The organism is Achromobacter sp. SIMBA_011 (genome assembly GCF_046535435.1).
GTDB lineage: Bacteria > Pseudomonadota > Gammaproteobacteria > Burkholderiales > Burkholderiaceae_B > Achromobacter > Achromobacter dolens.
The window spans coordinates 1-257 of sequence record NZ_JAWRWN010000787.1 but is presented as its reverse complement, the minus strand read 5'-3'; the positions used below and the strand labels follow the sequence as shown (position 1 = coordinate 257).

The following is a 257-nucleotide window of genomic DNA, read 5'->3' as shown; positions in this document are numbered from 1 at the left end:
AGCGCCTTGTCGCCGGTTTCCTTGCCGAGGATCACTTCCGTCAGCATCATCTTCTCGACCGGCGAGAAGAAGTGGATGCCGATGAAATCCGCCGGGCGCTTGGAGTTCTTCGCAAGGCCAGTGATTGGCAAGGTGGAGGTGTTGGAGGCGAAGATCGCTCCCTCAGGCAGCACGGCCTCCACGGCCTCGATGACGGCCTTTTTCACATCCCGGTCTTCGAAGACGGCCTCGATGACGAGATCTGCGTCAGAAAGCGC

1 protein-coding gene is annotated in these 257 nt (G+C 59.9%); it reads right to left on the bottom strand.

Going from position 1 to position 257, the window contains the following annotated elements:
• Nucleotides 1–257, bottom strand: a 257-nt coding sequence (locus tag SB816_RS33140; RefSeq protein WP_410548394.1) for a 3-hydroxyacyl-CoA dehydrogenase family protein, incomplete at both ends; no start/stop codon positions are given.